The organism is Rhizohabitans arisaemae (assembly GCF_025996515.1).
GTDB classification, from domain to species: Bacteria; Actinomycetota; Actinomycetes; order Streptosporangiales; family Streptosporangiaceae; genus Rhizohabitans; species Rhizohabitans arisaemae.
Map to the genome: position 1 here is coordinate 48,581 of NZ_BLRH01000035.1, position 24,872 is coordinate 73,452.

A 24,872-nucleotide genomic window follows, 5' to 3' on the forward strand; every position below is an offset into this window, starting at 1 on the left:
GCACGCCAGGCCGTACCGGCGGTCTGTCGATCTTGGGTGTCCTTCCAGAGTGTGGTACGGCTTCCGCGGCTTCCAGCCGATCAGCAACCCCGGGCGTCCCGGGTGACGATCAAGGTGTATCGGTCCGGCGTTGGGGAGTTCCGCTTATGGAGCCATTGAAGCTCCTGGGCATGCGGATGGTCGGCCGGGGCTGGGATTCAGGCGGATGGCGAGGATACCTGTCTCCAAACCCACGACGAGGAGATCATCAGCTTGGGTGCAGGATAGGGCCGGGTCGTGGGTCGGGATGATCATTTCGCAGATGGCGGTGGCCGGGTCCCAGATCCGCACGGTTCCGTCGTCACTGGCGCTGGCGAGGAGGGTGCGGCCGTTTGCGGTGAAGGCGCAGACAGCGTTCACCCCGCCGGTGTGGCCGGTGAGGTTGGCGATGGGGTGGCTGGTGGTTGGGTCCCAGATTCGGACGGTTCCGTCGTAGCCGGTGGTGGCGAGGAGGGTGCGGTCGTTTGCGGTGAAGGCGCAGACTGTGTGTACCCCGCCGGTGTGGCCGGTGAGGTTGGCGATGGGGTGGCTGGTGGTTGGGTCCCAGATTCGGACGGTTCCGTCGTAACTGGCGCTGGCGAGGAGGGTGCGGCCGTTTGCGGTGAAGGCGCAGACAGCGTTCACCCCGCCGGTGTGGCCGGTGAGGTTGGCGATGGGGTGGCTGGTGGTTGGGTCCCAGATTCGGATGGTTCGGTCGTAGCCGGCGCTGGCGAGGAGGGTGCGGTCGTTTGCGGTGAAGGCGCAGATTGCGCGCACCCCCCAGGAATGGCCGGTGAGTGGATTATTGATGGGGTGGCCGGTGGTTGGGTCCCAGATTCGGATGGTTCCGTCGTCGCTGGTGGTGGCGAGGAGGGTGCGGTCGTTTGCGGTGAAGGCGCAGATTCCGAGGACCCAGTTGGTGTGGCCGGTGAGTGGATTATTGATGGGGTGGCCGGTGGTTGGGTCCCAGATTCGGATGGTTCGGTCTTCGCCGCTGGTGGCGAGGAGGGTGCGGCCGTTTGCGGTGAAGGCGCAGACGGTGCGTATTCCGCTGGTGTGGCCGGTGAGGTTGGCGATGGGGTGGCTGGTGGTTGGGTCCCAGATTCGCACAATTTGATCGGTACCGGCGGTGGCGAGCAGGGTGCGGCCGTCGGAGGTGAAGGCGCAGATTGCGTTCACTGTCCCGGTGTGGCCGGTGAGGTTGGCGATGGGGTGGCTGGTGGTTGGGTCCCAGATTCGGATGGTTCGGTCGTAGCCGGCGCTGGCGAGGAGGGTGCGGTCGTTTGCGGTGAAGGCGCAGACGGTGCGTATTCCGCTGGTGTGGCCGGTGAGGTTGGCGATGGGGTGGCTGGTGGTTGGGTCCCAGATTCGGACGGTTCGGTCGTAGCCGGTGGTGGCGAGGAGGGTGCGGTCGTTTGCGGTGAAGGCGCAGACGGTGCGTATTCCGCTGGTGTGGCCGGTGAGGTTGGCGATGGGGTGGCTGGTGGTTGGGTCCCAGATTCGGACGGTTCCGTCGTCGCCGCCGGTGGCGAGGAGGGTGCGGCGGTCAAAGGTGAAGGCGCAGACGGCGTTCACCCCGCCGGTGTGGCCGGTCAGGAGGGCTTGGTCGGCTCGTGGTCGACTTGACGCCCAGGCAGCCAGATAGGGCATGGATCGATCGTTGGCGCGGTAACGAGGTGGCAGGTCGATCAGGGCGGCGGTGATGCTGAACATGGCCGCACGTGTGGCGGCGGGGGCGGCTATGGCATGCGGGGTCAGCGTGATAAGCCGCACCTGACTGCGAACGTGGGGAGAAGGAGAGCGGTCGGCTTCCAGAACAAGGCGGGGCAGATCGGCGTAGAGCAGAAAGTCGTCGTCGGCGAGCAGGTGGTCGAGCTTGCCGGCCCGAGCGGCGTGTCCGGGCAGAGAACGGAGCAGGTAGGACGATGCCGCCGCCCATGATTGCCATTCGGCCACTCGCAGGAAAGCCTGGGTAAGAGCGTCCTCGTCGGCTTGGCGCGGTGAGTGCCGGATTTGCGCGGTCAGCAGGACGTCGTTGAGCGCCTGATGAAACAGGCGGAACACGGGGATCCCGTCACTGTCCCGGTCGACATGCGCCTGAGCATCAGGGGTGCTGGATTCGATGAGGAAATTGGCCGCCGATGAACGGGCGAAACGCGACAGCTGTCCGGCGGTCGGCTCGGCCCGGTTTAGTGCGCTGATGGCTGTCAGCCACAGGTCGAGATCCATACCCGGTGCTTCGGCGAAGGCCAGAGCGGTAAGCGCGGCGGTGGCGGAGACCGGGCCGACATCGGGCAGCCGGTTCAGGTAGGCGCCCAGAGCATCCTCGACGCTGTCCGGGAAGGTGAGCCTGTCCAGGTCGGCGGGCTGCGTGTCATGGAGACCGTGAGCGCGCGCGACCAAACCGGTGATCAGGAAGTTCTGCCCCGATCGGACCGCGATGGCGGCGGCCACCGGTACGGCGGTGTGATCGCCGACGTAGGGGTTGCCTGCGCGTTCCTCCCCGTTCAGCCGCAGATTGGCCAGTGCGTAGGCGGTCAGATCCTCCGGCGCGAAGAAGGCCGGGTCGTCCAGATTCACCAGCCGGGCCGCGGTACCGAAGCCGCTCAGCAGGTCGCCTTCGTCGTCACGGCGTCGCGAGGCCACGATGACCTGGGCGCCCCGTGCGGCGCAGGTGTCCACGAGTGGCAGCACGATCCGGGTGATGACGGCCCGGGCCTGGGCGGGGGAGGTCGCCTCATCCAGGGCGTCGATCAGCACGTTGAACCGTCCCCGCCGCTCGTCAAGCGCCGCGGCCATCGTCGGCTCGAAATCGTCGAGGGACTCCGGCAGTGTGGCCGAGGCGGCCCGGGCGATTTCGACCGCCACCTCCAGCGCGGTCTTGCCCTTAACGTGGACGGCGCAGGCCACCGACCCGGCCGGGGCCCGTACTGCGTCATCGCTGAGGGGTAACACAGCCCGGATGCCGGGATCGGCGGTGGTCACAATCCGGCCCATGACTGCGGACTTGCCCACGCCAGGCGAGCCGGTCACCACCAGCACCCGCCGATCCGGCCGCTCGCGCTCCAGCCAGCCGGTGATCGCGGTCAGCGCCGCGGTCCGGCCGCGGAAGAGGTACCCGGGCTGGCTGTCGACGCTGACCCCGCGGGCACGGGGCCGCCAGTGCCGTCCGGCCTCGGGGTCGTCGGCCAGCCGCCAGCCCCATGACGCCAGGGCCAGCTCACCGGCCTGCTCGGCCGACCACTGCTCGGCCAGTATGCGGAGCTTCTGATCGGGAAAGCAGAGGTCGGCCTGGTACAGGGTGATCGCCCGGCCGCCGCCTCCGGCGGTGTGCGCTTGGCCCACCACCGCGACCACCGCCTCGTAGTCGGCCGACCAGAGCCCGGCTCCGCTGAAGCCGCGGGCCAGCGGGTCGGCCGAGCCGGTGGCCAGCCGGATCCACCCGTAGCCCAGTGCCGCGTTCACCTGCCCGGAGCTGACATCGCCCAGTGCGTCACCGCCGGGGAACCCGAACGCCCACCACCCGCGGCCGGTCAGGCTACCCGGCTGCGGGCAGAGCAGCCGGGCGGGCCGCACACCTGGGGGAATGTCCTCATCCAAGGTGAGTAACGCCAGGTCCATGATGCCGGGCTGCGCGATGACGACCGAGGTCACCCGGCGGCGGTCACCCGCTGGATCGGATTTGGGGAAGGCCAGCCACAGCGGTTCCCGGATGACCCCGTCGCGCTGGACGACATGGGCGGCGGTCAGGGCCCGGCGGGAGTCGATGACCACGGCGGCGCCCAGAGGCGTGTAATCGACCTCGGAGGAGTGGACCGAGGCGTTCCAGGAATCGGCGGCAGGCCCTGCGGTCATGACGATCGGTCAGGCGGCCGGATCGGGTGTGGGCCGCCAGGTCAGGGTGATCTCGAAGTTGCCCTCGGTGCCGGCTTTGGCCACCAGCCAGTTCATCGTCCCCGTCACCTTGACGCCGAACTTCACCTGGATCTCGTCCGGAGTGATCCGCCGGGCCTGATCCAGCACCACCTGTGCCGCCGCGACCGCCGGGCCGATCGCCTGACGAACCCGTCCGACGATCTCCTCGGCGCTGCTCGCGGGCTGGTATCCGGCGGGCGGCTCGATCTCAAACTGGACCGTCGTGCTGTCGTCCAGCTGGTACGTGACAACCTGGGACGGCAAGGGCGCTCCCATCACGGAACGGATCGAGAAAGACCGGCTACCACGGCCGGCCTGTGGTACACGAACCAATCCGGACGCCGCCCCCGACCGGCGTACTTGACGGAAATCCTATCCAGCTGCATCCACTTTGGGACCGGCATAGTGAGGAATGTCCTGGACCGCACCAAGGGCCGCTATCGGCCTCCTGGACACGGTAGGGAGTCCGGAGGCGAGGGCTTTCTCGTAGTGGCTGAGCAGGGTTTGGGCGACGGAGACGGCGACGGTGTCGTGGGGCGGGGTGAAGACCTCGTTGACCACGGGGATCTGGGCGGGGTGGACGCAGGCGCGGCCGAAGGAGCCGAGGTGTTTCAACGCATGGGTTGAGATGTACAGCGCGTCGAGGTCGCGGATTTCGATGCTCACCGAGGCGGTGGGCGGGTCGATGTCGGCGGCGACGACTTGGGATCGGGCCCAGAGGAGTTCGGGGCCGGGGCGACGCCGAGGTCGGCCTCGCCGAGCAGGTGGAGAGCCACCGCGAAGTCCGGATGACCGTCACCATCGGCTGGCTGCACGCCGGCTCCTCCTCCAAAGCGATCCTGGCCGCCCCGTCCGACCGTGAGGTCGGCGAGTTCCTCCGCACCCGGCCGCTGGAGGCGCTGACCCCGCACACCCTGGTCACCCGGGAAGCCGTCCTGGCCGAGATCGGCCGGATCCGGAGCCTCGGCTACGCCGAAAGCGTCGGCGAACGCCAGTCCGCCGCGGGCAGCGTCGCGGCCGCCGTACTCCGCTCCGACGGCACGGTCCTCGGCTCGGTCTCCATCTGCGCCACATCACCCGCTTCGACAAGGCCACCCGCGCCGCCTACGGCCCCCTCGTCGCCACCGTCATCCGCCCCGCCATCCCCGCCCCCCTCTGACCCCTTCACGCGGCTCGGGGAAACCACGTGCCCAGATGGCGGCACAGTTCGTTGAACGCCGGATCCTGACAGTGCCGTACGGAGATCTTCTCGGCGAGCCGTCGGAACGCCGCGTTGGACCGGTCGGCCCGATGCTTACGCCGCAGATGTTCCAACGCCTCCTTCGGATCCGGCGGCTTGAGATCTCCCTCAGGCCAGTGTCCGCTTACCGCGAGGATCTTCCGGAACTCGCTGGGACACTTCAGCGCTTGGGCGACATGCGGATTGTCCTGCCAGACCCACGCCTCCAGCTCGGGTTCGATCACCACCACGGCAAACTCGTTCCACACCTGGCCAAGGGAACGGCTGATGTGCTCGTGGATCGCTTTCGGGCCGGGACTTCCGTCCCACGCCACGTCGAGCATCACCACCGCCCTGCCGTGAGACCGTTCGAACGGACTGAGCAGCTGACGCGCGGTGCCGTACACCCCCGGGTCCTTGGTCGGCGCGACGATGACGTCGACGCTCGGATCGAAGGTGAATTGGCCGCAGCCGAGGCTCCGGTGGAAGTGGGGACGGTCGAGGAAACCCCGGAGCATCTGTTCCATGGCGGCATCGGCCACCAGGAAGACGACGTCCCGATCGGGGGGCTGACCGGTCACGAGAGGACTCCCGCGGCGAAGAGAGTGCCGATGTCGATGGACCCCTGCCAGTCGCGCAGCCGGGGATGCTGTTTGCCCGGAATGACGGTGACGGCTCCGGTGGGGTCGATGCGGGCGGTGAGCACGTCGGCGAGGTCGGTGGCGGCGAGCACGATCGGGGAGTGGGTGGAGACCCAGACCTGCGAGTCGTAGAGCGAGCTGAGCGACTGGACGACGGTCTCGATCGCGCGGGGATGGATTCCGTTCTCGGGCTCCTCGGTCACCAGTAGGCGCGGCAGAGCCGCACCGTCCAGGTACGGCAGAAGCGAGAGCGCGAGAATCCGCAGGGTACCGTCGGAGAGGCCTGAGGAGGTGACCCGGTAGCCCCCGGTGTATTCGACCGCGAAGTAGGCATGGTGGTCCTCCTCCCGCTCGACCACGCGGATCCGTTCGACCTGGGGCAGGGCGGTGCGCACGTGATCGACCCATGAGGCGAACCGCTCAGGGTCGGACTCCTGCAGCGCGAGGGCCAGCCACGGGATGCTCAACCCGGAGGGTTCCAGTAGTTCCGGCATACCGGGAGGCACCGGACGGCGCAGTGCGGTCCAGTCGGGTTCGAAGAAGACGACGTCTTCCTGCAGCAGCGATGCGAACCAGAGTGCGGCGGGAAAGAGGGTCGGATCAGCTGGGGTCGCGCCGAGGGCCGGCTGGCTGGGCGGGATCCGCAGGGGTGGGATGCCGCTTTCGTTCGCGGTGGTCTCCGGGAAGAACCGGGTGCTGGGTTTTAGATCACGAAGAATCACGGGCTGCCAGGACGAAGGGGAGATTCCGTTCTCGGCGGTAAAGAGGCGACCCGGCATGAATCCAAATGAGGCCGGGAGGTCCCGTTGGCTGGAGAACAGGTACAGGTTCTCGAAGGCCACGCTCAGCTCGTGCGGGGAGACACTCAGGCACAACTCATAACGGATGTGGGTGAACGGATCCCTGGCCGGTCCGCTGCCGGAGGCGCCGGTGAGCAGGTCGGCCACCTTGTCGGGGAGACGTGCCTCGATCGCGAAGGAGACGGAGCTCCCATGGCCTCGGTGGAGTAACTCGGTGAGGGTGGAAGCACGGGCTGGAATGCCCCGGCGTTGCCGCCCCAGGAACACCCGGCTCAATCCCTGGTGTTGGCCGCCGAGCATCATCTCACCGAGGAGGGTGGGGATGTCGAGCATCGTTGTCTTCCCGGCTCCGTTGGCCCCGGCCAGCACGTGATAGCGGTCGAGATCGATACTCAGCTCGCGGAAACAGCGGTAGTTGTGCGCCTCGATCTTAGTGATCACGTTGTTGCTCCTGGCATGGGGTCTGCGTCACGGAACCGGGTGATATGCGAGGAGGTGGTTCCGGTTACGACACCCTTCCGCCTTCGGACGAGCATGTAGGCGATGTCCTTTTTGCCGAGTCGGATGCGAGGTTGTGGCCTCACCTGGCAGGCCTGTGCCCACTTTAGAGGTTGTGCCGCACCGGCGGGTTGATACCCGGGAGGTCTCCGGCGTGGTGGGTTATCTGCCGCCGGCGGCGTCGATGAAGGTGCCGGTGATGTAGGAGGCCTGGTCGGAGAGGAGCCAGAGGATCGCTTCGGCCACTTCCTCGGGGTAGCCGCCGCGGCGCATCGGGAGGTTCGGGCCGATTCTGTCCACTCGACCGGGTTCGCCGCCGTCGGCGTGGATGCCGGTGTGGATGATGCCGGGGCGTACCGCGTTCACCCGGATGCCCTCGGCGGCGACCTCCAAGGCGAGACCGATGGTGAGCGAGTCCACCGCGCCTTTGCTCGCCGCGTAGTCGACGTACTCGCCCGGGGAGCCGAGGCGGGCGGCGGCGGAGGAGACGTTGACGATGGCCCCGCCGGCGCCGCCGTGCGCGGTGGACATGCGCAGGACCGCGTGTTTGGCGCAGAGCAGGTAGCCGACGACGTTGGTGGTGAGCACACGCCGGATCCGGTCTTCGTCGAGTTGGTCGACCCGGCACTGGGTGAACAGGATTCCGGCGTTGTTCACCAGTGCGGTGAGCGGGCCGAGCTGCTTGTCGACGGTGGTGAAGAGCCGTTCGACCTCCGATTCGCGGCCGGTGTCCGCTTGGACGGCGACCGCCTCACCGCCTTCTTCGGCGATCCGGGCGACGACCTCGGCGGCCGCGTCGGCGTTGGCGCGGTAGTTGACACAGACGCGATACCCCCGGCGGGCGGCAAGTAGCGCCGTCGCCGCCCCGATGCCGCGGCTCGCCCCGGTGATCAACAGGATTCCGGACATATCTGAGTATCACATTCCTGTGATTGACGATGTGACCGAGCGGATGTGCCGTCCGTTACGGACTGCGCCTGCCGAGGCCGTCGCCCTCGGCTTCCGACCAGGATCGTACGGTTGTCGGCCGAACACGGCGGCGCCATACGAACCGGATCGCGAGCACCGGCAACGAGAGGGTGTGACGATGATGGATCGGGCAACCTCACCGAATGCCGGGACCGAGCGGAGGACACGTCACCAGTCGTTTGTCGAGCCGGTCGCGCCGTGCACGCAGATCGACGACTTCGAGGGTGAACGGCCGCCGAATCAGTAGGAGTCGCGGAGACGCCGGATCTCGGCGTCGGAGAGCTCCGGCAGGCCGTACTCGGCGAGGAACGCGCGACCGAGCCGGTCACCGTCGCCGAAGTTGTGGTCCAGGCTCCACAGCGCCGCGGCGAGGTCCACCTCGGGTGGGGCGAGCCCGGCGTCGCCGAGGTCGATGTAGCCGGTCACCGCGAGCCCGTCGATGAGGATGTTGGGCAGGCAGGCGTCCCCGTGGGTGACCGCCGAATCCGGCGCCGCCGTCCCGAACGGGCAGTCGTCCGGGTCGAGGGAGTGGATCCGACGCAGTGCCCGGGCGAGCAGCCGGACCACGTCGAGGGGGCGGGCCAGGTGCCGGGTGAGGTCTTCTCCGGGTAGTTCGGTGGTGAGCAGGCATTCGACGTCGTCGAACGCATGCCAGCCGCGGACTTCGGGGATGGGTATCCGCCCGGCGAACCAGGTCAGCCGATCCCGCTCGGCGGTCAGGTCCTCGGCGGAGACCTTGAGGTACACGCACTCGCCGCCGGTCAGCGTGAGCCGGTGGACCGTGTTCTCCTCCCGGCCGAGCACCTGGCGCCAGGCCGTCGGCCGTTCACCGAGCGTTTCCGCGACCCACTCGTGGATCCGGTACGGCTGAAGTGTCTCCGTCATCGCGGCCCCCGCCGATCTCGCCCTGTTCCCGGGCGGATGTGTCCGTACGGCGTGGTGTCCGAGGTGTCCCGCCGACCGTGGCCCGATCAGGCTACCGCGTGGGCCGGCGACGACCTGCCGGGTTTCCGTGGCGCAGCCCGTACATCGCCGAGGTCGTGCACATACTGATAAATCACCAAAAATCATAATAAAGGCGGTAAGCAAGGTGGATTTGAGATAACGATCAGCTGGCAATGTAAGCATTTGTGCTCGGTGAAGTGCTGACTTGTCCTTTGCGTGGATCTACCATCATTGTTCGCACGACAATGCGGAAGATCCCAGCCAATGGGGTTTTCCTCGGGGTGCTTACCGGTGGCCTCACCCCCTTGGAGGGACATTGGCCCGTGAAGTGGACACTCGCGATCACACGGTGAACCGTGCCACACCTGGACGAACGAGTGAGCTGTCAGGTCGCGCCGAGAGCATCAGCGCGGCGCTCCCCGGAGCGCAGAACATCGTCGTCGACGACGTCGATCCCAGAACCGGAAACGCGAGCCTGGTACGGCTGGCGCAGGGCGCACCGGTCTCGGGTGATCTCGTGGAGGCCGCGCAACTTCATCTGCAGAATATCGGGTCGGCATTCGGATTTCAGGACGCCGTTCCCTTTGAATTTCGGGCGGCCCCACAACCGTTGTTCACCAGTTCCGGTTCTGCCGCGGTTCATTTGCAGGAGACGGTACACGGAATTCCCGTCTTCGAAGCGTCGGTCGTCGTGCGATTCACCCCCGACCGGGTCATCGACTCCACCGCCGGGAGCACCCTCTCGCCGAGCGAGATCTCCGGTGACGCCCCGTCGATCTCGGTGACCGACGCGGTGAGCGCCGCCGCCCGGCACGTGGCCGAGCCCGACCCCGCCGACGAAGGCCGTACCGACCAGTTCGGGGAGCCGCTGTACACCCAGACCGTGGACGTCGGCGGGCTCCAGCCCGTCGTACGGTCGTCGGACGGCGACCCCGAGCGGTCCACCCTGGTGGACGCGCCGCCGTTCGAGGCGCCGGTACGGGCGTCGCTCATCTGGTTCGACCTGGGCACCGCGCTGCGGCTCGGCTGGGCCGTCGACATCGGGTTGCCCGGCGGGGGCGAACGCTACACCGTGATCGTGGACGCGGAGAACGCCGAGATCCTCTACTGCCGTGCCACGACGTCGCCCGTGGCCGCCCGCGGCAACGTGTCCCACCCCGACGGCGGCTCCGCGCGGGTGCTGCGCGACCTTCCGTTGCAGCTCAACGCCTATCCCGTGCCGGCCCCGGGCAACCTGCCGGACCCGTTCCCCCGGGTTGACTGGATCAGTACAGACCGGACCGAGGGGAACAACGTCATCGCCCGGCTCAACACCGGAGGCACCGGACAGGGTGTCGTCGTGGACGGCGTGCTGACCTTCGACCCCGCGGACGCGGTCGGAAACGATCAGCTGCTGCTGAGCCTGTCGTACTTCTGCAACTTCATGCACGACTTCCTCTACCTGCTGCACTTCCGGGAAGGTGACCGAAACTTCCAGCAGGCCAACGACATCGGCGGCGGTCTGGCCAGCGACCGGGTGGACGCGATCGTGCATCCCGGCGCCGTGTTCGGCACCGCGAACATGAGCACGCCCCCCGACGGTGCTCCCCCGACCATGAACATGGGGCTGGTGACCAGCACCAACCGGCACACCGCGCTCGACTCCAGCGTGGTCTTCCACGAGTACGCGCACGGCCTGTCCAACCGGCTGGTCGGCGGCGGCGCACCGCGGGTGCTCAGCACGATCCAGGCACGCAGCCTCGGCGAGGGGTGGAGCGACTACATCGCCTGCACGATCAACGACACGACGGTCGTCGGCGCGTGGATCGTCAACTCGCCCGGCGGGATCCGGATGCATCCCTACGACGCGAACTATCCGGACCGGTACGGCATGCTCGGGACCGGCCGTTTCACCCAGGTGCACAACAACGGGGAGATCTGGTGCGCCGCCCTCATCGAGCTGAACCGCTTGATCGGTGCGGCGCTCGCCGCGCAGCTCGTGGTCGACGGACTCAAACTTACCCCGGCGAACCCCACCTACCTGCAGGCGCGGGACGCCGTCCTGCTCGCGCTGGAGAACAAGGCCGCGGCCGAGGCCTGGAGCGACGCCGATCTCCGTACCCGTCGCCGGAACGCCTGGCAGGCGTTCGCCAAGTACGGCATGGGGGTGGGCGCCAGGTCCGGGCCGTCGGACACCCTGACCGGGATCGTGGGTGACGACACGGTTCCGCCGGAGCCGCCGGAGACGACACCCGACCGGATGGCGGCTGGCGAACGCCTTCAGCCCGGTGGGTTCCTCACCTCCGAGAACGGCCGGTTCACCCTCAGATACCAGCGGGACGGGAACCTGGTGCTCTACCGCAACCGCGACGGGATCGCCCTGTGGAGCACGCGCACCGCCGGGATTCCGGCCGGGGAGTGCGTCATGCAGGGCGACGGCAACTTCGTCGTCTACACCCCGCAGCCGACCCACCGGGCGGTGTGGAACAGCGTGACCGCAGGGAATCCCGGAAGCCGCGTCATCGTCCAGGACGACGGCAACCTTGTCGTCTACCGCGCCGACAACGTGGCCGTCTGGGCCACCAACACGGTCTCCTCCTGACCGGCCGCAGGCTCCGGGAACCGGGCGGCCCGCCCTGCCCGGCTCTCGGGTCCGCGGTCCGTCCGCCGGTTGCCGCAGATTCGGTGGATCGGTATGCAGGCTGGGGGGCTGATACTTCATTTTGCCGTACGGCGTACGCCGACTTGATGGGCTCCCGGGCTTGTAGCCCATCTGCCAGTTTCTGCAGATCTGGTAGATCGTTTACGGCAGCTGACCCGGACGCCGGTGGGTGTTTGGGTTGTTTGGGTGGTTCATATGGGCCGAGCGCCGGGTCCATCTGCCAGTTGCTGCCAGTTGCTGCCAGTTGCTGCAATTCTGGTAGATCGTTTAGCCCGGCATCATCGTCATCCCGGAGCCCCGGCCTTCGAAGTCAATCGGGAGATCGTCGATGTCCGTGGGAACAGTGGCTGTCAGCGGCCGGATGCGCCGGTCGTAGTGTTCCCATGGTCTCCTGCCCTGGCAACCGGAACCAAGCCCATGCCGACGTGGCTGTGCCACCACCTGGGACTCGGGTGGTGGCACAGCGCCGGATACAGGGGTGTCGGTAGGCCGGGTGATTCGCCAGAGGGTCGCCGGTGTGCTCGTGGCCGAAGTCCTCCGGGCCCGGCCGGGGCGAGTCAGGTCAGGTGGATCCGGGCGTAGGCGGCCATGGCGTCCCGCTGGTACTCGGCCAGCCCTTCGGCGATTCGGTCATAGGTCGCCCGGAATGTCGGATCACTGACCTGCATCTCCCCGAAATGGGTGTACTCCTCCGCGCTGGGTGTCCAGTACCGGCTCATCCGCCGATAGTGCACATCGAGCTTGGCGAGGACGGCCGGGTCGTCGACCGGGGTGCCGGCCGCCATCAGTTCGGCCAGCCGGACAAGGGCCGCGGTCGCCTCTCGTTGCATCTTCTCGATCTCCTGGGGCGTGGAGTTCGCCAGGAGATCTGCTTGGCCGGTCCCCTCCCAGTGGCCGGGCCAGCGATCCCGCGCGTCGGCGGTGTACTGGGCGGCATCGAATCCGTCGAACAGATTCTCCGGGTTGTTGATCTTTTGCACCTTCCCTGTCCTTTCGCTCTCATCGAGCTCGGCGATGGTGCGCGCCACCGTGAGCGCAACAGCGTCGAGCCGGTCGCGTTCCGCGAGCAGCCGCCGATGGTGCTCGCGGAGTGCCGTCAGCGGATCGGTGTTCCGGTCGACGATCTCCTTGATCTCGGGGAGTCCGAGGTCGAGCCGCCTGAGGATGAGGATCTGCTGGAGTCGCAGCAGCTGGCTCTCCTCGTAGTGGCGGTAGCCGCTCGCCGACACCCAGGCAGGGGCGAGGAGCCCGATCTCGTGGTAGTGGCGCAGGGTCCGGGACGTCACACCCGACATCCGCGCCACCTGCGTGATCGACCACGCCATGGCCCGTCACCACCTCTCCTTGGACACCGGCCCGATTCCTCCGGCTGGTTCCCGACCGTAGGCGTTGCCGTAGCGGCAAGGTCAAGGCACAAGAGCAGGAGAAAGAGCGCCGGATTGTCTCGAACGGTTTGACGGTTCGAGTGGCAGGAGGGCTGTAAGCGGCCGAGCGTCAGCCGGTGTGAGCGCGGAGGCGGTCGTCGAGGAGGAGCAGGTCGTGCACGAGGCGTTCGGGCGCGTGGGCGGCCAGCTCCAGGTCGGCCACCACCACCTTTCCTCCGGCCGGGGCGGTACAGGGGTACACGGTCAGCGTGTCCGGCAGTCCGCTGGTATCCACGTCCGGTGAGACGTAGGTGATCGCCCAGACGTTGTTCGGGTCTCGGGCGTCCCACAGTTCGTCCTGGAGCCGTCTGTTCCCGATGGTCACCTCCGTGGCGTTGGCCGCCTCGACGATTCCGCATACCAGCGAGACCAGCCAGGGCACAGGGTGCTCCCGCAGGGGGCGTGCCCCGCCCTCCTCATACAGGTATCGGGTGTGGAACTTGAATGAGGCGGTGAACGGCCACTCGTCCTGTAGTCCGGCGCTCCACAGTGAGTGGATCATGTCCTTGGGTGCGCCGACCCGGCGGCCGAGGGCGACGCCACCGCTTCCCAGGGCTTCGAAGACGACTCCGAAGTCGTCGAGGCGGCGGTTGCGGACCATCTCGGTGGCGATGGCGTCGAGGTCGGTCCACTGCTCGGCCGTCATGACCTCCGAGTGCCAGGTGATGGGGGTTCCGTAGGACTCCGCCACATGGGTGGCGATCACGTCCAACAGGCTACGTAGCCTCCGGGCCTCCCCACCCCAGAGCTCCTCCTGGAGGCGTGATCCAATGGAGATGGTCCATTCGTCCTTTCGCACAGGGGCATCCTTTCTCATTCCTGTGGCTTGGGTCGGTACACGGCTCGGATCCGTCCGAGCAGCCGACGGTCCTCCCGGAACCTCTCATTAAGCAGATGTGCGAACTCCCGTTCGGCACACCACCATTCCACCGGTCTTCCCGCGCCGGCTCGCACATGTCGGAGCGCGGTTTCCAGCATTTTCGGTAACCCGCTGTTCTGCGCGTGCTCCCACCAGGAATGGAAGTCGCCTGTGGTCTTGTCGATGAACTGGGCGTACTTGCCTTTGGCGTCGATCAGCACGTGCACCAGGACGTCTCCGCGCCGATCGGTTCTGACAGCATCGAACATCGCCCGGTCCCTGCCGCGAATGACCAGGTACTCCCGGTCGGGTGGGCCGCCGTTTTCGCGTCTCACCCAGTCCTCGTATCGGGCGTTGAAGGGGTTGCCGTGGTGGCGTGGAGGTGGGACGACCCAGCCTTCCCCCTGGAGGGTCGCGGCGTAGAGCAGGACGAGGTTGTGGGCTCTGCCCAGATGGTCGCGGGCGTTGAGCAGGTGGGTGAGGGCCTCGGTGAAGTGGGCCAGCGCTTGGCCGGGGAGCGTTGAGGAGCTGCCGTCGGCGACGGGGGCGAGGGCCTGTGACGCGGTTTCCAGGTGGTCGGCTCCGGAGCGTACCGCCTCCGTGGGCAGGCCCTCGGCGATGGCTTGTATCCGTGCCACGAGTTCGGTGATCAGGGACACCGGAACCGCCGATCGTGTCTGACGGGGGATGGGACAGACGTTCTGCGGCCTGGAAACGGTCTCCAGGGATTACCCCGGGAATTACCCGACGTTACGTTTCTAATGATGGCACGAATTAGCGCGATACTCGCTACGTGCTTAATAAATGATGATTTGTCCCAGTATTGAGTTCAGCCCAGGGAACGATTCGTCAGGCTGATTGTCAGACTCAAAGGGGCACACGCCGGCTGCGGCCACCGCCCCTTTCTGTTCCGTATGCCGCCGGTTCCCCGGTACCCGGACAGGGATTCAGGTGGGGCGGCGGGCCGTGGTGACGAACATGGTCACGGTGGCGTTGAACTGGCCCTTCTCTTCCAGCCGGTGCTGTTCGTCGAGCCATTCGCGGGACTGCTCAGGAGTGATCACTCCGGCGATCTGAGCGGCCTCGACGGCGGGCTCGACGAGCAGTCGCTGGACGGCGGGCAGGCTGGTGAAGACCATCGGCATCACGGAGACGGTGACGTCGACGAAGCCGATCGTGGTGAGCTGGTCGGTGGTGCGGGTCCCGGCGCGGCCGTTGGGGAGGCTGTCGGTGAAGGAGCGCAGGATCCGGCGGGTGAGCGCCGACTCGGGGGCGTTGATCAGGTAGGTGTCCCAGTCGGGGTCGGCGAGGAGGATCCGGCCGCCGGGGACGAGTGTCCGCCAGGCCTCGCGCAGCCCGGAGTCCGCGTCGGCGAGGTGCTGGTAGACCCGCTCGGCGCGGTACCAGTCGAGGGAGGCGTCGGGGAGGCCGAGTTTGCGGGCGTCGGCGACGGTGAACCGTTCGTCGGGCAGCCGGCGGCGCGCCGTCTCGATCATGTGGGGGCTGAGGTCGATCCCGGTGACGTCGAGTCCGCGGGCGGAGAGTTCGGCCACCGCCCGGCCGCACCCGCAGCCGACGTCCACGCCGCGGCCTTGGACCGGTCCGAGTCGTTCGTGGGTGTGGTGCCGGACCTGCTGGGCCTGGGGGAGTTGGTCGAACTGGTCGAGGAACTCGATGAGGGCCTCGACCTGCCGGCTGTCGTCGGGATCGGTGAACTGTGAGATCGTCACGATCCTGTTCTCACTGGTCCGGGGGTTGCCCGATGCCAGCCGGTTGCTCCTGGTCACTCACCAAAGGTATAGCCCGGATCGCAGGCGGATGTGCGAATTGTGTAAACCTGTGGGCCGGTTGACGGGCGGGTTCGGGGTGTTCGTTCAGGTCACGGGCCTGACGGGCGCCGACGGTGGGGCCTAGTGATAAAGGTCACCCGGGTGAGGCCCGTCGTCGAGCGGGTACGGGCGCCGCGGGCCGGGCCCGGTCGGTCCGTACCGCCCCGGTGGATGGATCCGGGGCCCGTCAGGGTGGCGATTTCCGACAGACAGTCTAAGGATTTCGTCATGTATGGCATTTCCTCTCTGATGCTCGGAAATGTTCAGATGCATGAGCCGACTCTGCATAAATGCGCTTATGCATGTTAATTTTTTTGCACGAAAAATCTCCATCCTATTGGCGTTTGTGAGTGTCCTGGTGGGTTTGGTATTAAAAATCCCCCGGGAGGCGGACGCCGCCGCCGTGTACACGATCGGGCAGTTCAACATGGCGGGGGCCCACCATGTGCACGGCTGGAAGGGCAGTCCGGTGCCGGCGTCGTTCGTCGACAGCGTCCTGTCGCGTCGTCCGGCGTTCGTCATGGTTCAGGAGACCTGTGGCAACTGGGTGTCCTACCTGAAATCCGCGCTCCGGGACTACCACGTGGTCTTCGATCCGGTGTCGAACGGCCGGGGGCGCAGCGCCCGATGCCGTCACGGGAGTCCGCTTGGGAACGCCGTCATCGCCCGGCGGGATCTGGGGTTCGAGGAGTACCCGGTCTCGTACGCGCTGGGCACGCCGGTCGGCCGGGAGCAGCGGGAGATGCTCTGCCTCAAGTCCTGGGGCCGCAAGCTGGTGGCCTGCTCGGCCCATCTCACCACCGGTGCCGCGAGCTGGCAACGGCAGGCCCGGCTGACCGAGGCGCAGCGGGTGAAACAGCTGCTCTCCGCCTACATCGCCAGTGGGCACAAGGTCTTCTTCGGCGGTGACCTCAACGACATCCCGATCTCCTCGACGACCGACAACCTCTACGACGCGGGGTACGGGCAGAACGCGCACGGCACGATGCGCGAGGTCACCAGCCCGTGCGTGAACACGATCAGGGCGGGCTGCCGGACCGGGACGGTGACCCACTCGTGGCTCAACCGCAAGATCGACTATCTGCTGGTGGGCAAGTCGGTGACCGTGACCCAGGCCGCCGACGTGCGCCCGTCCATGCAGTCGGACCACAAGTACCTGTGGGGGTTCGTCAAGATTCCCTGAAGGCGATCCGCGGGGTTTGAAGATGACCCACGGAGTCGCGCGGGGTGTCGGGAGTCTGTTTCCGCACGTCAAGCGCTTGCTTGGTAACGGCTCCGGCAGGGCCGACCAACGGGCTCCCCACTAATCGGCAGGACCTGATATTTCCGCTTTTATCTAGAAATGTCACCGTCCTTTCTGTCGCCTTGATCTCGCAGACGTCCAGGAACCCCCCAGCCTGGCCGGGATCGGCGGCAGAGGGAGTGACTCGTGCGACGAGTCGTCGTCATCCTGGCCGCGCTCACCCTGAGCCTCGGCCTCATCCAGGGAACCGCGCACGCGGTTCCGCCGAACATCCCCTCCGCGTCGGTCGCCGCCGCCGAACTCGCGGCGCTCACGGTCGCGCCGGAGAGCAATCAGTCCAGCTACGACAGGAGCCTGTTCCCGCACTGGATCACGATCTCCGGCAGCTGCAACACCCGGGAGACCGTCCTGCGCCGGGACGGGACCGGCGTGGTCGTCAACTCCAGCTGCTATCCGACGTCGGGCAGCTGGTTCAGCCCCTACGACGGGGCGACCTGGTACGCGGCCTCGGACATCGACATCGATCACCTGGTCGCGCTGGCCGAGGCGTGGCGGTCGGGTGCCCACGCGTGGACGACCGCCAAGCGGCGTTCCTTCGCCAACGATCTCGGCAACGCCCAGTTGTGGGCGGTCACCGACTACGTCAACCAGGCCAAGGGCGACAAGGATCCGGCCGCCTGGAAGCCGCCGCTCCCCTCGTTCTGGTGCACCTACGCCAGGGCCTGGATCGACGTCAAGTATGAGTGGGGCCTCACCGTGGACGCCGCGGAGAAGTCGGAGTTGACCGCGATGCTCGGTCACTGCTGATCCGGATCGGCCGATGCCCGTACGGCGCCCGCCGGCGGCCGTACGGGCACGCGCGGGGCGGGACCAAGGTCCTTCGGGGAACGCGCCTTAAGTCTCTGTCTGGCGACGTATGGAAACCAGGAAGGTAAACCACATAGCGCTACGAATCGTGTAAAGCACCATAACCAACACTTAAGAACCGAGATCCCGGTCGGCGGTGTGAAGGAGACAGACGTGATCATTGTGGGTGTGGACGGATCGGCCACCGGGCTCCAGGCGGTCTCCTGGGCGGCCGAGGAGGCGAAGCTGCGAAGCTCCCCGCTCCAAGTGGTCCACGTCATGCCGCGCTGGGCGCACACCATGTCGGTGGACGCCGAGCACGCCGAGGTCGGCGCGTGGATGCGCGACGGGGCGCGGACCGTCCTGCACGACGCGGTGGAGCTGGTCCGGAAGCGGACCCCCGAGGTCCGGGTCCACTCCGAACTGCTCGGCGGCGATCCCCGCGACCTGCTGCCCCAGGCCGCCGAGGGCGCGGAGATGCTGGTGGTCGGCAACCACGGGCTCGGCGGATTCCGAGGGCTGCTCCTCGGCTCGGTCGCGCTCGGCGTGTCCGGCCGGAGCGCCGTCCCGGTCGTCGTGGTCCGCGACGGGCGGGGCGAGCGCCGCGGCCCGGTGGTCGTCGGGGTCGACGGGTCGGCGGCCGGGGAGACCGCGCTGGGGTTCGCGTTCGAGCAGGCGGCCCTGTACGGGGTGGAGCTGCACGCGGTCCGGGCCTGGCGGAGGCAGCCCTTCGATCCGGCCGACCCCGAGCGCACCGCCGAGGTGGAGGAGAAGCGCGTCCTGGCGGTGTCCCTCACCCCGTGGCAGGAGCGATACCCGGACGTCAAGGTCGTCGGGCTCGTCGAGAACGCCCACCCGGTCGACGCGCTGCTCGGCGCGTCCGCCGACGCCGGCCTGCTGGTCGTCGGGTCACGCGGCCGCGGCGAACTCGCCGGGCTGTTCCTCGGCTCGGTGAGCCACGCCCTCCTCCACCACGCCGAATGCGCCGTGGCCGTCTGCCGGTAGCGCCGGTACGGCCGGAGGCCGACCAAGCCCGTGATCACGGGATGGGCGGCAGGCGCGACGCGAGAAGCCGGGCGAGGTGGAGGGGTCTTCGCCCGGCGAGTTGCTGCGCCTGGAGGCGGCAGGAGAACCCGTCGGCGAGCGGAATCGCTTCGGGGGACGCCGAGCGCAGGGCGGGGAGCAGGTCGTTCTCGGCCACGGCCACCGAGATCTCGTAGTGGCCGCGCTCCATGCCGAAGTCGCCGGCCAGGCCGCAGCACCCGTCGACGGTGGTGACGCGGGCTCCGGCGTCGGTGAGCAGCCGCCGGTCGCGGTCGAAGCCGAGGACCGCGTGGTGGTGGCAGTGCGGCTGGACCACCAGGTCGAGTCCGTCGAGCCGGGGGAGCGCCGGGTTGCCGCCGAGGAGCTCGGCGAGGGTGCGGGTGGCCGAGGCGACGGCGTCGGCCCGGGGGTCGCCGGGGAGCAGTTCGGCCAGGTCGGAGCGGAGTACGGCGGTGCAGGACGGTTCGAGGCCGACGATGGGGACACCGCGCTCGGCGTGGGGGGCGAGTTCACCGAGGGCCGCGCTGAGCCTCCGCCGGGCGCCGTCCAGTTGCCCGGTGGAGATCCAGGTGAGCCCGCAGCAGACCCGGCGGCCGGGGAGGATCACCTCGTATCCGGCGTGTTCGAGGACGGCGACGGCGGCCTGCCCGATTTCGGGGGAGAAGTAGTCGGTGAAGGTGTCGGGCCACAGCAGGACCCGCTGCCCTTCCCTGCGCCGGGCCTCGCGGCGCGACCACCAGCGGGTGAACGTCTCCCGGGCGAACTCCGGCATCCCGCGCCTGGGGTCGACCCCCGCGAGGCGGAGCAGCGCCCGTCGGAGCGGTCCGATTCGGGCGACCGCGTTGAGCGGCCCGGCGACCGGGGCGGCGAGCCCGGCCCAGAGCGGGAGCCGGCCGAGGGTGTAGTGGGTGATCGGCCGGAGCCGCCGGCGATAGCGCTGGTGCAGGACCTCGGCCTTGTACCTGGCCATGTCCACCCCGGTGGGGCAGTCCCGCCCGCACGCCTTGCAGGCGAGGCAGAGGTCCAGGGATTCGGCGAGTTCGGCGGAGCGCCAGCCCCGGCCGAGCGGCTGGCCGCCCGCGACCTCCTGGAGCACCCGGGCGCGTCCGCGGGTGCTGTCCTTCTCGTCCAGGGTCGCCCGGTAGGACGGGCACATGAAGCCGCCGGCGACCGACCGGGTCGCCCGGCAGGCGCCCACGCCGACGCAGCGGTGCGCCGCGGCGACCAGGTCGCCGCCGTCTTCGCGGAGGGCGAAGCCGGGGACGCGGGGGATGGGGGCGACCGTGACCAGGCGCAGGTCGGCGTCGAGCGGCCGGGGGTCGGGGCCGACCCCGGGATTCAGCAGGTTGTCCGGGTCGAAGCACGCCTTGAACCCGGCGAACAGGGCGAGCGCCGCGGGGGAGTACATGTGCGGCAGCAGTTCCCCGCGGGCCCGGCCGTCGCCGTGCTCGCCGGAGAGGGAGCCGCCGTAGGTGCCGATGAGCCGGGCCGCGTCGACCAGGAAGGCGCGGAACCTCCCGGGGTCGTCGGCGATGGGCAGGTTGAGCCGGACGTGGATGCATCCGTCGGCGAAGTGGCCGAACGGGATCCCCTCCAGATCGTGGTCGCGCAGCAGGGCGTCGAGTTCCCGCAGGTAGGGGGCGAGGGCGGCGGTGGGGACGGCGGCGTCCTCCCAGCCGGGCCAGGCCGCGGAGCCGTCGGGGAGCCGCCCGGCCAGCCCGGCGCCGTCTTCGCGGATCCGCCACAGCGCCCGTGCGGCGGGACCGGCGGGGAGGGCGACGGAGCCGAGGGCGCCCGCGGCCCGGCGGACGCGCTCGGCGTGGGCGAGGGCTTCGGCCTGGTCGGCGCCGCAGGTTTCGACGAAGAGCCAGCCGCCGCCGGGCGGCAGGTCGGGTACGGCCGAGGCGCCGCGGCGCGCGCGGACCACGTCGACGAGGCGGGCGTCGAGGCCTTCGACCGCGATGGGCGAGCAGGCGAGCACGGCCGGGAGGTCCTCGGCGGCCTGGATCATGCCGGGGTAGCCGAGGACGGCGAGGGCGACGGCTTTCGGGAGCTCGACCAGGCGCACGGTCGCGCCGAGGACGACCGCGCAGGTGCCTTCGGTGCCGACCAGGGCTTTGGCGAGGTCCGGGGTCCGCTCCGGGAGAAGGTGTTCGAGCGAGTAGCCCGAGACCTGCCGGTTGAAACGCCCGAGTTCGGTGCGGATCACCGCCAGGTTCGCCCGGATGAGCGGCTCGACCCCCGGGACGACCTCCGGGTCGGCGCCGACGGCCGCACGCCTGCCCAGACCGTCGACGACGTCCAGCCCGAGCACGTTGTCGGCGGTCCGCCCCCAGGCCACGCTGTGGTTTCCGCACGCGTTGTTGCCGATCATCCCGCCGAGGGTGCAGCGGGAGTGGGTGGAGGGGTCGGGACCGAACCGCAGTCCGTGCGGCGCCGCGGCCCGCTGCAGCGCGTCGAGGACGACGCCCGGCTGGACGGTCGCGGTGCGGAGCTCGGGGTCGATCCGCGTAATCCGGTTGAGGTGCCGGCTGTGGTCGAGGACGAGGCCGGGCCCGACGGCGTTTCCGGCGACGGAGGTGCCGCCGCCCCGGGAGGTGAGCGGGAGCCCGGCGGCGCGGCAGATCCCGACGGCGGCGATCACGTCGTCCTCGTCCCGCGGGAAGGCCACGGCGCGTGGCGGGACCCGGTAGTTGGAGGCGTCCGAGGAGTACTCGATCCGCCGGCGCGGTGAGTCGTCCACCTCGCCGCGGAGCCGGGTCCGGAGGGTCCGCAGGACCGTACGCCACTCGTGTTCGCCGATCACGGCGCCTCCTCTCCGGCGGCCGACGCGCCACGTCCGGATCTTGGGGACGTGGTCGACGTCCCGCTGAAACGGTCATTCCCATACAAGTAACTCTCATCACGATCGTCGTATGGTGTGACGGGCTTACTGATCAACGGGGAGCGACGATGACCGACAGACATCTGGACTGGGAAGGCTGCTACAACGCGCGGGACCTCGGGGGAATGCGAACCGCCGGCGGGCATACGATCCGCCGGGGGGCGGTCGTGCGCTCGGACGAGCTCGACCGGATCACCCGTGAGGCCCGGTTCGCGCTCGTCGACCACGGTGTCCGGACGATCGTGGATCTGCGCGACGACGACGAGCGGGAGCTGGCGTTGCGGGGCACCCCCGAGCTGGCCTTCGTGCACGTCCCGCTGCACGACCGCGCGGACGCGCAATTCCGGCGGCACTGCCTGGACGACGGGCTGGACGGGACACCGCTGTACTTCCGGCCCTTCCTGGAGCTCAAACCGGAGCGGTGCGTGGCCGCGGTGGCGGCGGTGGCCCGGGCCCGGCCGGGCGGCGTGCTCATCCACTCCGGTCTGGGCAGGGACCGCGCCGGGCTGCTCACCCTGGTGCTGCTGGTCCTGGCCGGGGTGGACGCCGGGAGCATCGCCGACGACTACGATCTGAGCGCCGAACGGCTTCCGGCGCTCTGGCTGGCGGCGGGCTTGCCGGATCAAGGACATCTGGTCAAGGAGCAGCTGGTCCGGCACCACACGACCGCCCGCGAGGTCATCGTCTCCCTGATCGAGTCCCTGGACATCCCCGGTCTGCTGCGGACGGCCGGACTGTCGCACGAGGACGTGGCCGCCCTCCGCGCCAGGATGCTCGTCGCCGCCTAGCCTTCGGGGCCGGCGGCCGTACCGGGTCCGGCTTGTCAGGACACGGTCGATTGGCCGGTCCGTCCGGGGTGGTGGAAGACTTCCAGCATGGCGGACACCGAACCCGGACCCCTGATGCCGCAGATGAGGCTGGACGAGCTCCTGAGCGAGCTGCAGGTACGGCTGGACGCGGTGCTCGCCGTCCGCGACCGCGTGCACATCCTGCTGGAGGCCGTGGTCATGGTCGGCGGCGACCTCGACCTGGAGACGGTGCTGCGCAGGATCGTGGAGACCGCGACCCGGCTGGCGGACGCCTCCTACGGGGCGCTCGGCGTGGTCGGGTCGCACCAGGCCCTCATCCAGTTCGTCCCGGTGGGGCTGTCCGAGGAGGAGATCGCCCGGATCGACCACTGGCCGCACGGCCTGGGGCTGCTCGGCCTGCTCATCCGGGAGCCGCGCCCGCTGCGCCTGCGCGACATCGCCGAACACCCCGAGTCGCACGGGTTCCCGCCCGGGCACCCGCCGATGGGGACGTTCCTGGGGGTGCCGATCCGGGTGCGCGGGGAGGTGTTCGGCAACCTCTACCTGACCGAGAAGCGGGGCGGCGGCGACTTCGACGAGGAGGACGAGGCGATCGTGGTGGCGCTCGCCACCGCGGCGGGCGTCGCCATCGAGAACGCCCGCCTGTACGGGGAGACCCGGCGCCGGGAGATCTGGCTCCAGGCGTCCTCGGCGGTCACCACCAGCCTGCTCTCGGGCGCCGAGCCGCGGGAGGTGCTCGCCCTGATGGCGCGGCGGGCCGCCGAGATGGCCGACGCGGACGTGGTGGCGATCCACCTGCCCGGCGGGGCCTCCGGGACGGCCGGGCTCGTCCCCCGGGTGGAGATCGTCGGCGACCAGGTCTTCGAGTACAGCGGTGAGATCGAGGGGTATCCCGTCGGCGCGCTGGCGGAGCGGGCCTTCGCCGACGGGGAGCCGATCACGGTGGCCGACCTGGCGGAGGAGGACGGCCCGGTCTCGGGCCATCTGACCGTCGGCCCCGCCGCCGCCGTGCCGATCGGCGCGCCGGGGGCGGTTCGCGGGGTCATGTCCCTGGGGAAGCGCCCGGGGCGGGTCCCGTTCGCCGGAGCGGAGCTGAGCATGCTGCACTCCTTCGCCGGGCAGGCGGCGGTCGCCATGGAACTCGCCGAGGTACGGCGGGACGCTGAGCGGCTCGGGTTGCTGGAGGATCGCGACCGGATCGCCAAGGACCTGCACGACGTGGTGATCCAGCGGCTCTTCGCGGTGGGGATGACGTTGACGAGCACGATCCGGCTGGTGGAGCACCCGGAGGCGGCCTCGCGGATGAAGGGCGCCATCGACGAGCTGGACACCACGATCCGGCAGATCCGTTCGACCATCTTCGCGCTGCAGGTCCCGCATGAGACGGGGGCGCCGAGCCTGCGCACCCGGATCGTCACCCTGGTGGAGGGGGCGCGGGGCCATCTGGGGTTCATGCCGAGCCTGATGATGGAGGGGCAGCTGGACAACCGGGTCGACGAGGATGTGGCCGAGGATCTGCTCGCCGTGCTGCGCGAGGCGCTGTCCAACCTGGTCAGGCATGCCAGGGCGAGCCGAGCCGAGGTCGCGGTGGAGGCGGTCGGGGAGTGGCTTGGCCTGACCGTGTCCGACGACGGGGTGGGCCTGGCCCCGGACGGGCGCCGCAGCGGCCTGCGGAACATGCGGGAACGGGCGGAGCGACTCGGCGGCACGTTCACGATCGAGCCCGGCGCCGGGGCGCGGGGGACCCGGCTGAGCTGGCGGGTTCCGCTCAGCCGGTGAACGCCGGGACGCCGATCGGCGGGGGGATCCGGCGTCCGGACAGCTGGGTGGGCGTGATCACCACGAAGTCGTCCCGCTTCCCCGGCGCCCAGGGACGCAGCGGCAGCAGCGAGAGCCGGGCGATCTCCCCGGGGTCGTGCACGCAGCGCGCGTACCCGACCGCGGTCACCGACCAGCCCGACTCCAGGTCGACGTTGAGGTCGTCGGCTTCGAAGGCGACCACGGAGCCCGCTGCGGCCGCGGCGAGCTTGGATCCGGCCGCGGCCCGGATCACGATGCTCTCCCGGTCCATCCGGAAGTTGACGGGCTGGACCGCGGGGAGGGCCCGGTCGGTGAAGACGATCCGGCCGATCGGCACGCTGGCCAGCAGATCCAGACAGTCCTCCCGGGTCAGGATCTCCAATCCGGCCGAGTCGAGTTTCATAAGGCCAAGCCTGCGCCTGGGACCGGACCCGCGTTAGGGGCGAAGGTCCCAAGTTTTGCGATCTCCCCAATGGCGGGCTTTCCCC

At 69.1% G+C, this 24,872-nt stretch carries 21 protein-coding genes; 7 read left to right on the plus strand and 14 right to left on the minus strand.

Annotated features, from left to right (window positions below; genetic code table 11):
• Positions 1–144: 144 nt before the first annotated feature.
• The 3 genes from RUR_RS22425 to RUR_RS22435 form a co-directional block, all read right to left on the minus strand.
• Entirely contained in the window at positions 145–3,873 is a 3,729-nt protein-coding gene (locus RUR_RS22425; protein ID WP_283137121.1) for a trypsin-like peptidase domain-containing protein, read from the minus strand.
• Positions 3,874–3,882: 9 nt separating this feature from the next.
• Positions 3,883–4,197: a CU044_2847 family protein gene (locus RUR_RS22430; protein WP_283137122.1), complete on the minus strand. Its 315-nt coding sequence runs from the start codon at positions 4,195–4,197 to the stop codon at positions 3,883–3,885.
• A gap of 108 nt (positions 4,198–4,305) precedes the next feature.
• A complete protein-coding gene (locus RUR_RS22435) occupies positions 4,306–4,599 on the minus strand; it encodes a hypothetical protein (RefSeq protein WP_283137123.1) in 294 nt (97 codons plus the stop codon).
• On the opposite strand from RUR_RS22435, the gene RUR_RS22440 reads away from it, so the two are divergent.
• On the plus strand, positions 4,557–5,147 hold the full coding sequence (locus RUR_RS22440) for an IclR family transcriptional regulator domain-containing protein (protein ID WP_428847017.1): 591 nt from the start codon (positions 4,557–4,559) through the stop codon (positions 5,145–5,147). The genes RUR_RS22435 and RUR_RS22440 overlap by 43 nt on opposite strands.
• On the opposite strand, the gene mads4 is transcribed toward RUR_RS22440, so the two are convergent.
• From mads4 to RUR_RS22465, 5 genes are all read right to left on the minus strand, one after another.
• Positions 5,098–5,733: a methylation-associated defense system protein MAD4 gene (gene mads4 / locus RUR_RS22445; protein ID WP_283137125.1), complete on the minus strand. Its 636-nt coding sequence runs from the start codon at positions 5,731–5,733 to the stop codon at positions 5,098–5,100. The two genes, RUR_RS22440 and mads4, sit on opposite strands and share 50 nt — an antisense overlap.
• Positions 5,730–7,034 carry a methylation-associated defense system AAA family ATPase MAD3 gene (mads3, locus tag RUR_RS22450; RefSeq protein ID WP_283137126.1) on the minus strand — a complete coding sequence of 435 codons (1,305 nt, stop codon included), beginning with the start codon at positions 7,032–7,034 and terminating at the stop codon, positions 5,730–5,732. The genes mads4 and mads3 overlap by 4 nt, the downstream gene beginning before the upstream one ends.
• Positions 7,035–7,253: 219 nt before the next feature.
• A complete protein-coding gene (locus RUR_RS22455; RefSeq protein WP_283137127.1) occupies positions 7,254–8,000 on the minus strand; it encodes an SDR family oxidoreductase in 747 nt (248 codons plus the stop codon).
• A gap of 300 nt (positions 8,001–8,300) precedes the next feature.
• Positions 8,301–8,945 carry a phosphotransferase gene (locus tag RUR_RS22460; RefSeq protein WP_283137128.1) on the minus strand — a complete coding sequence of 215 codons (645 nt, stop codon included), beginning with the start codon at positions 8,943–8,945 and terminating at the stop codon, positions 8,301–8,303.
• Positions 8,946–9,390: 445 nt separating this feature from the next.
• On the minus strand, positions 9,391–9,648 hold the full coding sequence (locus tag RUR_RS22465; protein WP_283137129.1) for a hypothetical protein: 258 nt from the start codon (positions 9,646–9,648) through the stop codon (positions 9,391–9,393).
• Positions 9,649–9,696: 48 nt separating this feature from the next.
• Between RUR_RS22465 and RUR_RS22470 the strand changes: the two genes are divergently transcribed.
• On the plus strand, positions 9,697–11,586 hold the full coding sequence (locus tag RUR_RS22470; RefSeq protein ID WP_283137130.1) for a M36 family metallopeptidase: 1,890 nt from the start codon (positions 9,697–9,699) through the stop codon (positions 11,584–11,586).
• A gap of 617 nt (positions 11,587–12,203) precedes the next feature.
• Here RUR_RS22470 and RUR_RS22475 read toward each other — a convergent pair.
• The 4 genes from RUR_RS22475 to RUR_RS22490 all read right to left on the minus strand — a co-directional run bounded on the left by RUR_RS22475 (position 12,204) and on the right by RUR_RS22490 (position 15,716).
• Positions 12,204–12,971, minus strand: a complete 768-nt coding sequence (locus RUR_RS22475; RefSeq protein ID WP_283137131.1) for a MerR family transcriptional regulator — start codon at positions 12,969–12,971, stop codon at positions 12,204–12,206.
• Positions 12,972–13,140: 169 nt separating this feature from the next.
• Positions 13,141–13,869 carry a hypothetical protein gene (locus RUR_RS22480; protein ID WP_283137132.1) on the minus strand — a complete coding sequence of 243 codons (729 nt, stop codon included), beginning with the start codon at positions 13,867–13,869 and terminating at the stop codon, positions 13,141–13,143.
• Between the two features lie 14 nt (positions 13,870–13,883).
• Positions 13,884–14,588, minus strand: a complete 705-nt coding sequence (locus tag RUR_RS22485; RefSeq protein WP_283137133.1) for a Tox-REase-5 domain-containing protein — start codon at positions 14,586–14,588, stop codon at positions 13,884–13,886.
• Between the two features lie 288 nt (positions 14,589–14,876).
• A complete protein-coding gene (locus tag RUR_RS22490) occupies positions 14,877–15,716 on the minus strand; it encodes a methyltransferase domain-containing protein (RefSeq protein WP_283137134.1) in 840 nt (279 codons plus the stop codon).
• A gap of 388 nt (positions 15,717–16,104) precedes the next feature.
• On the opposite strand from RUR_RS22490, the gene RUR_RS22495 reads away from it, so the two are divergent.
• The 3 genes from RUR_RS22495 (at position 16,105) to RUR_RS22505 (ending at position 18,852) form a co-directional block, all read left to right on the plus strand.
• Entirely contained in the window at positions 16,105–16,941 is an 837-nt protein-coding gene (locus RUR_RS22495; RefSeq protein ID WP_283137135.1) for an endonuclease/exonuclease/phosphatase family protein, read from the plus strand.
• A 246-nt stretch (positions 16,942–17,187) separates the two neighbouring features.
• Complete coding sequence (locus RUR_RS22500; RefSeq protein ID WP_283137136.1) at positions 17,188–17,808, plus strand: HNH endonuclease family protein; 621 nt, start codon at positions 17,188–17,190, stop codon at positions 17,806–17,808.
• Positions 17,809–18,021: 213 nt separating this feature from the next.
• A complete protein-coding gene (locus tag RUR_RS22505; RefSeq protein ID WP_283137137.1) occupies positions 18,022–18,852 on the plus strand; it encodes a universal stress protein in 831 nt (276 codons plus the stop codon).
• Positions 18,853–18,886: 34 nt separating this feature from the next.
• Here RUR_RS22505 and RUR_RS22510 read toward each other — a convergent pair whose 3' ends face one another.
• Complete coding sequence (locus RUR_RS22510; RefSeq protein WP_283137138.1) at positions 18,887–21,697, minus strand: FAD-binding and (Fe-S)-binding domain-containing protein; 2,811 nt, start codon at positions 21,695–21,697, stop codon at positions 18,887–18,889.
• Positions 21,698–21,843: 146 nt separating this feature from the next.
• Here RUR_RS22510 and RUR_RS22515 point away from each other — a divergent pair, with 146 nt between their 5' ends.
• Positions 21,844–22,563, plus strand: a complete 720-nt coding sequence (locus RUR_RS22515) for a tyrosine-protein phosphatase (RefSeq protein ID WP_283137139.1) — start codon at positions 21,844–21,846, stop codon at positions 22,561–22,563.
• Positions 22,564–22,650: 87 nt separating this feature from the next.
• Positions 22,651–24,363, plus strand: a complete 1,713-nt coding sequence (locus RUR_RS22520) for a sensor histidine kinase (protein ID WP_283137140.1) — start codon at positions 22,651–22,653, stop codon at positions 24,361–24,363.
• Here the strand turns inward: RUR_RS22520 and RUR_RS22525 are convergent.
• Positions 24,353–24,787, minus strand: a complete 435-nt coding sequence (locus RUR_RS22525; protein ID WP_283137141.1) for a pyridoxamine 5'-phosphate oxidase family protein — start codon at positions 24,785–24,787, stop codon at positions 24,353–24,355. The genes RUR_RS22520 and RUR_RS22525 overlap by 11 nt on opposite strands.
• Between the last annotated feature and the right edge of the window lie 85 nt (positions 24,788–24,872).